General features: G+C 27.1%; 1 protein-coding gene and 1 pseudogene. Both read left to right on the top strand.

Annotation, left to right across the window (positions count from 1 at the left end):
• Window positions 1-126: 126 nt before the first annotated feature.
• Window positions 127-324: pseudogene (locus tag FTU38_RS16720) on the top strand (transposase); the annotation flags it as partial.
• A 367-nt stretch (window positions 325-691) separates the two neighbouring features.
• Window positions 692-877 (top strand): hypothetical protein, encoded by a 186-nt coding sequence (locus FTU38_RS16715; protein ID WP_058952646.1) that lies wholly within the window; start codon window positions 692-694, stop codon window positions 875-877.
• The last annotated feature ends 480 nt before the right edge of the window (window positions 878-1,357 follow it).

Here is a 1,357-nt window from a genome sequence, read left to right as displayed (position 1 = left end):
TCGTTTGAAGGATAAAAAAAGAATTGGGATTCAGCCCCAGGTTGAAACTTAATACGAGATCAAAGGGGTCAATTTTACTTTGCCATTTGAAAGGTAAAAGGGGTCAATTTTAGAATGCCGTTGACAGAGCTACTTAAAACTAACTTTTCGACGAATCTGTATTTTATTCCAGCTTATAGCCCTGAGTTAAATCGAATCGAGATGGTATGGAAGCAGATGAAATATTATTGGCGAGATTTTCAAGTCATGACAGCTGATAAAATAGAGCAATGGGTGGAGAAAGTATCAAACCAATTCGGAAAAGAATACATGTTTACTTTTTAATGACAACTTATAAAATAACTGTGTTTTCTCATAAGCTCCTTTATGAAAGATCATTTCATAAATTTTCATTTTAAATTCTACTCAAAGTTATTGATATAATTAAAATTTAAAAAACCAATTTCTCTTGGGGAAGAGAAATTGGGGCGCGGAATTCTTAACCTTAAGTAAGGCCAATCACCAGCAATTTTGTTGCAATAATCACATTATATTTCAATTTTGACGTATACTTCAATAAAAAAATATACAGATCTGTATATTTTCGCCATGAAAAATAGAATTTCCAGATATGAATCTAAGTAAAATTCTATTAAAAATAGAAAGATATGACTTTATTTTGATCTTATCAATTAACTTTACGGAAATATAAATGGGTAACATTGATGGTTTATTAAAGAAATTTTTTTTAATATTTCTAGCTGCATTTACTATATTTGCTATGAATGAAGTTATTTATAGATATTTTTATGCAGATAAAAAATTATTAGATACGATATCCAAATGGATTTTTTGGGGATATTCTTTTTTTATTGTGTTTTACACTTCTAAAGAATAATCATATCTATTCAATTTTTTTATATGATTTATTCCTTTTTTTATTAAACATTCCCTTTATCTAAAAGGATCTTTAAATTTTTCTTTTAACATAGAAATAATTAACAAAATACTGATAAATAATAAAATAGATATAGTGAGCCAGAACATAAAAACACCGAATAGATTTATTTGATACAAATATTAACATATTTGTGTGATTTTCTTATCTTTTTTGTGGATAATTGAGCCACTTTTCAATCAAATCAACTCACATTTATAGACTTAGCAATAATAAGTTTGTGTATAAACATACAAGTAATTATTTTATGGCCAAGAAAGTTAAAAATCTTTATCTAAGAAAAGGGGATTATCCACTATAGCCAAATCCTAAAAACTATAGAACAATAGAGATATGGGATATTCAAAAGATTTTAAAGACAAAGTCATAGAAATTATGATTCGAGATGAAATGTCTGTGCGAAAAGCAGCACAGCATTTT

It is taken from the genome of Acinetobacter sp. YH12098 (assembly GCF_013419235.1).
Classification (GTDB): domain Bacteria; phylum Pseudomonadota; class Gammaproteobacteria; order Pseudomonadales; family Moraxellaceae; genus Acinetobacter; species Acinetobacter amyesii.
The sequence above is the reverse complement of the archived record's forward strand: the minus strand, read 5'-3'. Positions and strand labels throughout refer to the sequence as shown.

Bases quoted from the DNA above. Each gene is read 5' to 3' on its own strand.
- FTU38_RS16715 (WP_058952646.1), top strand. From the start codon at position 692: ATGGGTAACATTGATGGTTTATTAAAGAAATTTTTTTTAATATTTCTA.